Consider the following 6,010-nt stretch of genomic DNA (forward strand, 5'->3'; position numbering starts at 1 on the left):
GCCGAGGGATGTAGTAAGAATAAATTCTTTGGTTGCCTCAGGCCAAAAAATAACAGGGAAATCCTCCCCGGCCCATTCACCATTACAATTAACAAAAAATTCCTCTCCTAAATTAACAAGATACATATAAGGTCCATCATTTTCATACCTATAAAAACCGACATCTTGATAATTATCGAACTTGAAAGTTATCTCTCCACAAAGCTTTCCATCATCTATATAAAGTCGCTTTTCTACATCGCGCATTCCGCCATCGGTATCCTCTAAGGTAGTTCCTTCGATATAATCATTAATAAGGGAATTGAAGTCTTCCAGAGAATAATCTTCGTCGGTATTGCCTGATGAAAATATATTTTCGAAAACTATCTTTCCTTGACCACTGCCGTCATTGTTAAATTCCCAAGTATATTCTTTTGTATCGGTTGTAAGGCAACCAGTTAAAACAATCGTTAAAGCTCCGATTAGAATAATCGAGAGTGTTTTTCGCATTTCCCCTCCAAAATTGTAATTAATTATCCTCTTTCATCTCTTTGTTGGAAATCGCCTTTTTAGCTCTCTCTCGGGCTTCACGGACGATCTTCTCCAGAATTTTGTCTTCAGCTGCTTTTTTGGCGGAATCGAATATAAAAAGCAGACTAAGCGACGAGAATCCAAATATTACACTAAACAATTTAACCTCCATTATCAGTTTTACTAAGAATACAACATAATTTTGAAATTTTCAAGTGGATTAATAAAACATTTAAACGTTTATTAGAAAGACGAAACCTGAAAACAGGTTTCGTCTTTTGATGAGAGGATTCAATAAAAAATTATTTGGCTTTAGATGCCGGTAAATCCCTTGGCATCTCCTTCATGTCCATACCATGCCTCATCCCCTCTTCATGCTGATGATTCTTTTCTTCATTATTGAATTTCCCTTGTCTCGACACCTTACTACCCATTCTTTTGCTTTGTCGTAGATCTTTCGCCATCTTTCTTTGTTCGAAAGTCAAGACATCTGAGACATCGAGCATATTTTCGATTTTCAGAATTCCAAGTTTATCTTCAAGCTCATTCACATTCTCAACCTGAGATATTATGGCTTTGCGGTTAAGATCATCGGCATCCATGAGTCTCTGAAGTTCAAGTCTGGCCTTCTCCAGATCAGCATGCATATCAATGCTCTTTTTTTTCATTTCATACCTGAGGTCGTCGATCCTATCCACTTGATCTTGGTTCAGTTCCAAGTGATCGGCCATTTGCTCGATTTTTTGTCCTCGGGAAACTCCGGGTCGGTCTTTATTCATCCCTCCCTTCGCATGAAAAGCTAGGATACTTCCTGCGAGCATCATCGTCGAGAATAATAAGACCTTTGTCCACCATGTTCCGGTCATTTTTCCTCCTTCATTTATTATTTGAGGGCATACGATAATCTCTTCTTTTGTCGTTGCGTACACCCATATCGATTACACCTCTTATCTCCTTGTCGAAATTCTTTTCAAAAAGGAGTAATTTGGCTCTTTGTTTCACATCTAATACATCGTTTAATTTATTAAAAAACTCCAAATCAGTCGCCAGTCTATCATCCCGCAAATATACAACCGAATCGACCGTTGCACCTAAAGCGACATTATCTATAACAACTGCGTCAAGTTGAGCTTCCAATTTACCGAGAAGACGGTCTTCTTCCTCTTTAAGATGCTGAAGACGAGAGTCGTGTTCTTTCATAGCCGGAAAGAATACCATTGATTGCTCTTCATTTAACTCCAACACTTCAATTAGTTTCCACATTTTAATAAGCCCTATTCTCTCCCTTAAATGAGCTTTGCCTCCATGTCCCTCTGGTGGCGCATGCTGCGCTGAAACAGCCAAAGATAAGACTAAGACAAAGATTAGAATAATCGTTGTTTTTTTCATTATGCCTCCCTATCCGGGTATCCTAATTCATCCATAAGTTTCAGTATTTTTTGTGCTTCATCGTCGTTGAGTTCTTCTATATCCGAAATATAATCTGTATCGTAATATCCTTCATAAGAGCTTTCTAGGTCGCGGGAAGTTTCGTCAATTAGCTTTTCGGCAGCAAATTCAAAATCTAAATCTCCGCTATATATAGCCTCTACAAGAACCTCCTCAGCCCCGTATTCCTCAAAAAAGGAGTTACTATATCTAGATTCTGCGACTTCGATGTTAGAAGACCCATTATTGATGATTGCTGTCACAAAGACAGCGATCAAAACAACCGCTACACCAAATGCCCCTTTGAAAATTGGTCGGATATCCCACCAAGTCAGTCTTCTAGGCAACTTCTCGCCATTAATAACTTTTTCTGTTAAGCGAGAAATCTCACTTTCACCCAGTCTTGGAATCGGATCGCTTTCGAGAAATCGCCGCATCTCCCATTCAACATCCTGCATCTTTATGTTCTTTTTACTCATTTTAATCCTCCAAAAGCGATTTTATTTTATAAACCGCGTTATGCAACTGGGCCTTAATTGTGCCTTCGGACTTTTTTAGAACCTTGGCTATCTCCGAAATCGGTAATCCTTTTTCGAACCTAAGAGAGAATGCGACTCTCGTTTTCGGGGGTAACGCCATCAATGCTTTGCGCACAAAAAGCCTTTTGTCTCTCTCTTCGAGTATAGAAAGCGGTGAGCGAGAATCTGCCGATACAGTATTGTCATCGATCTCGACGAATGTTCTACGAGAGTTGCGTCTAAGGTAATCTCGCGATAGATTCGCCGCTATCGTATAAAGCCATGTCGATATCAACGAGTCACCGCGAAATTTCTTTATGTTCTTGAGCGCTTTCATAAATGTTTCCTGAGTTATATCTAACGCATCATCTCGGTTGCCGGTCATCCTGAAAGCCAATCCGAATATATTTTTCTGATTGTCTCGGACAAACTGCGTCCGGGCATTTTTATCGCCACTTCTTAAAAGATCGAGGAACTGCTCATTTTTATTGTTAAATTCCATATTTCTCAATTATTCTGACGCTCGAAAATAGATACAGGTTTAACAGTTTTTCACTTTGTTTGAAAAATCTGCATAGCATCAAGTGTATTACCAACTAATTGCCAGCTCACAAAATCCCCGGCCATATTTCTAAACGTAAAATCTTTTGCCGAACCGATAGGCTTGAGTTTAGAGGGTAAAATTGCTCGAATTTGAAGGTTTTTGGGCTCGATTATATTGCCGTCTTTATTTCGGAAAGGAGGATAGATCCCAAATTTCTCGCCAAATTTCCATTCTCCCGGTGGACCGGAAAGCGCCGCGCTAACCGGTATTTCATATGAAGTGCGGATTATAAGTGACCTTTCTTTATCTTTAATATCGATTACAGTCACATCCCCTGCTAAGACAAGTATCCCGCATTCAGAGGAATCAATATCCATAGAGCTATAAATGCGAACGGAATCCATGGGCCAATTTGGGAGAATATGTATGCTATCCATGAAATCGGGAACATTCACGCTGCTAATGAATACAACTTGAGCTAAAGTGTCCAGAACAACCGCATCAATATAGGCATACTCCACCTCGATACCTTCATCAACAATAAAAGATGGAGTTCCGGGCGGCGGGGCAGGGCGAAAAGCATAAGTAATTGAAAAGCCAAGAATTAGAAAAGATATAACAATACCAAAGACTCTCATAATTCGCCCTTTCAATAAGTTTAAAATCACCTATTAATAAATCACGCGGTTTGAGATGTCAAAGCGAATATCAAAAAAAATGCAAGAACTTCATCAAGATTTTTGAGTTTTTACGAAAAAGTGACGTTTACGAGGGCCATCAAATTCGCAGAAAAATACCTTCTGCCATGTGCCCAAATTGAGTTTACCTTTATCAACTATAATCGTTTGACTCACACCCACAAGCAAAGATTTAATATGAGCATCAGAATTGCCCTCAAAATGGCGATAATTATGATTATAGGGAACGATTTCCTCGAGAAAAGAAAGGACATCCTCAATCACGTCAGGGTCTGCGCCCTCGTTTGTTGTAATTGCGGCGGTAGTATGCGGAACATAAACTAATGCAAGACCATCATCGATAGCCGATTCCGTTACAGCGGAAGCAACCATTCTTGTTATGTCCAGCATACAGTTTCTCGAATCCGTCTTTAATTCGAATCGCTTAACGATTATATCCTCATTTCGATATAATATCTCTTGCGAAGTTGTTGAAGATGTTTGTCGATAAGGTTCTTCATTTTATATTGCCTCGCATACTCTTCAAGTAACTCGCGATCATCCTCGATTGTGAGTGCTCGGCCTTCTCTTTTTCCCATTATGCGATATATCTCATAAGAACCTTCACCTTCGAATGGGCCAATAATATCCCCCTCCTTGGCTGATTTAACCTCGATGCCAAGCTCCTTACCGAGAGCTGAAATCGGAAGCCAACCAACATCATTAATATAGCTCAGCTCCGGAGGACTTCCTAAATCCGTTACCACATTGGAAAAATCAACTCGACCAGCTTCAGCTAAACTAATTGCCGAATCGGCAAGCGCCATAATCTCGTTGAACCTATCCGGGGTAACTTCTACTTTAAATAATATATGCGAGAGGGTTATCTTACCCGCCGACTTATCGAGAACCTTAAGAAGATGATAGCCCATTGGAGTTTTAACAGGTCCTCCGATAACCTCGTAATCGAGGGTAAAAGCAACTGAATCTAATGCAGGAAGAAGGTCGCCCCTTGCAAAATTTCCCAACAATCCACCCTTTTCGGCAGTTGTAGCATCCTCGGAAACCTCAACGGCGATTTTGCTGAAGTCCTCGCCATTGGCTATTTTATCGAGTGCATCATCGATTTTGGTAAACGCTTTCTTTATTCTCGAAGAATCAGCAATAAGTTCAATAATTATTCCATCGAATTCGACTTCTGCAGGCGCTGTAGGAAGGCTATCTTTGAATAAAGTATAGAATTCATCTACATCCTCTTGGACAACATCGACTCTACCAAAATTCTTCTCGATATACCTTTGTTTCAACAGAAAGTCTTTTATCTGCTGGCGAGTCTTTTTCTTAAAACTATCTACCGAGAATCCCTCTGCTTCAAGCGCCTCGGCGAGTGCTGTTTCTCCGCCGTAGCCCTCGACAAGAGTCTGCCATCTTTGTTTGAAATATTCTTCGACTCGTGTTTGGTCAACTTCCAATGAATCCTCGACTGCCGCGAGTAGAATAAGTCGTTCGTCGATTATCTCCATTACCTTAGCGCGAAGCTCCTCGCTGTCTATATCGTCGACATTCTTGGTTTGGCCTTCGATAATAAACGCCATCTCGACTTCGGTGGTTGTAATCACCTCATTTTCGACAACTGACAAAATTCGCTCTTCGAGATCGACACCCGATTGAGCAAAAATCGCAATGGAAGTAAATATAATAAATACAAAAATACTATTTCTCATGTTTAGCCAACGCTTCTTTAACTGCATTTGTATCGATTGTCACTGCTTTAACCGACCTTAACGAATCCAGAACACTTGAATAAAGCTCTTGAAACTTTTGTTCTGAAATAAAGTCCCGAATGCTCAAGCTGACTTCAGAAAACTCCCTAAGGCTTCCCTTTGGGGCAAAATCAACAAGCCGAATAAAATGATAACCAAACTCCGTTTTAATAGGTCCTGCCATCTCGCCTTCAGCAAGGGCAAAAGCCTTTCGTGCAATACTTGCATGAATTTGCTTTTTCGAGAGGTATTCGGTGCTTCCTATGGAATATCCCTCCTGGCCGAGACCGAATCTTTCCGCCAACTCTTCGAAACCAAGTGAATCGAGTAGCATAACTACCGAATCCTTAAAGGCTGTGTCGCTAAACATAATATGATCGAGAAGAACCTCATCATTAGATCTGACAAATTCCTCGGAATGTTCCTGATAATACGCCCACACCTCTGAAGAATCCACTGAAGTATTTGGCAATAAATAAAATTGTTCATATGCTGAAGCCAGAATCATCCTTCTAGCCTCATCCAATTTAGCGGCAACTTCTGGAAGGTCAGTAAGGCCAACATCATTAG

The 6,010-nt window shown here is 40.4% G+C and carries 10 protein-coding genes; all 10 read right to left on the reverse strand.

Annotated elements, in window-relative coordinates; all coding sequences use genetic code 11:
- Window positions 1-489: hypothetical protein (locus KAH81_10375; protein MCK5834058.1), on the reverse strand; the 489-nt coding region annotated here is incomplete at its 3' end.
- 19 nt (window positions 490-508) lie between these two features.
- Window positions 509-670, reverse strand: a complete 162-nt coding sequence (locus KAH81_10380; protein ID MCK5834059.1) for a hypothetical protein — start codon at window positions 668-670, stop codon at window positions 509-511.
- A 142-nt stretch (window positions 671-812) separates the two neighbouring features.
- Window positions 813-1,376 carry a periplasmic heavy metal sensor gene (locus KAH81_10385; protein ID MCK5834060.1) on the reverse strand — a complete coding sequence of 188 codons (564 nt, stop codon included), beginning with the start codon at window positions 1,374-1,376 and terminating at the stop codon, window positions 813-815.
- Window positions 1,377-1,386: 10 nt separating this feature from the next.
- Window positions 1,387-1,899 carry a hypothetical protein gene (locus KAH81_10390; GenBank protein MCK5834061.1) on the reverse strand — a complete coding sequence of 171 codons (513 nt, stop codon included), beginning with the start codon at window positions 1,897-1,899 and terminating at the stop codon, window positions 1,387-1,389.
- On the reverse strand, window positions 1,899-2,417 hold the full coding sequence (locus KAH81_10395) for a hypothetical protein (protein ID MCK5834062.1): 519 nt from the start codon (window positions 2,415-2,417) through the stop codon (window positions 1,899-1,901). The genes KAH81_10390 and KAH81_10395 overlap by 1 nt, the downstream gene beginning before the upstream one ends.
- Before the next feature lies 1 nt (window position 2,418).
- Entirely contained in the window at window positions 2,419-2,958 is a 540-nt protein-coding gene (locus KAH81_10400; GenBank protein MCK5834063.1) for a sigma-70 family RNA polymerase sigma factor, read from the reverse strand.
- Between the two features lie 50 nt (window positions 2,959-3,008).
- A complete protein-coding gene (locus KAH81_10405) occupies window positions 3,009-3,638 on the reverse strand; it encodes a hypothetical protein (GenBank protein ID MCK5834064.1) in 630 nt (209 codons plus the stop codon).
- A 93-nt stretch (window positions 3,639-3,731) separates the two neighbouring features.
- A complete protein-coding gene (locus KAH81_10410; GenBank protein ID MCK5834065.1) occupies window positions 3,732-4,130 on the reverse strand; it encodes a secondary thiamine-phosphate synthase enzyme YjbQ in 399 nt (132 codons plus the stop codon).
- Window positions 4,130-5,401 (reverse strand): peptidylprolyl isomerase, encoded by a 1,272-nt coding sequence (locus KAH81_10415; protein MCK5834066.1) that lies wholly within the window; start codon window positions 5,399-5,401, stop codon window positions 4,130-4,132. Before KAH81_10415 ends, KAH81_10410 begins: the two co-directional genes overlap by 1 nt.
- A partial coding sequence (locus KAH81_10420) for a peptidyl-prolyl cis-trans isomerase (protein MCK5834067.1) occupies window positions 5,391-6,010 on the reverse strand: 620 nt, incomplete at its 5' end. The genes KAH81_10420 and KAH81_10415, both read right to left, overlap by 11 nt.

The organism is bacterium (assembly GCA_023145965.1).
Taxonomy (GTDB): Bacteria; UBP14; UBA6098; order UBA6098; family UBA6098; genus UBA6098.

Coding starts and splice junctions, on each gene's coding strand:
- KAH81_10415 (MCK5834066.1), bottom strand. CDS start 5,401: ATGAGAAATAGTATTTTTGTATTTATTATATTTACTTCCATTGCGATT.
- KAH81_10400 (MCK5834063.1), bottom strand. CDS start 2,958: ATGGAATTTAACAATAAAAATGAGCAGTTCCTCGATCTTTTAAGAAGT.
- KAH81_10385 (MCK5834060.1), bottom strand. CDS start 1,376: ATGACCGGAACATGGTGGACAAAGGTCTTATTATTCTCGACGATGATG.
- KAH81_10395 (MCK5834062.1), bottom strand. CDS start 2,417: ATGAGTAAAAAGAACATAAAGATGCAGGATGTTGAATGGGAGATGCGG.
- KAH81_10390 (MCK5834061.1), bottom strand. CDS start 1,899: ATGAAAAAAACAACGATTATTCTAATCTTTGTCTTAGTCTTATCTTTG.
- KAH81_10405 (MCK5834064.1), bottom strand. CDS start 3,638: ATGAGAGTCTTTGGTATTGTTATATCTTTTCTAATTCTTGGCTTTTCA.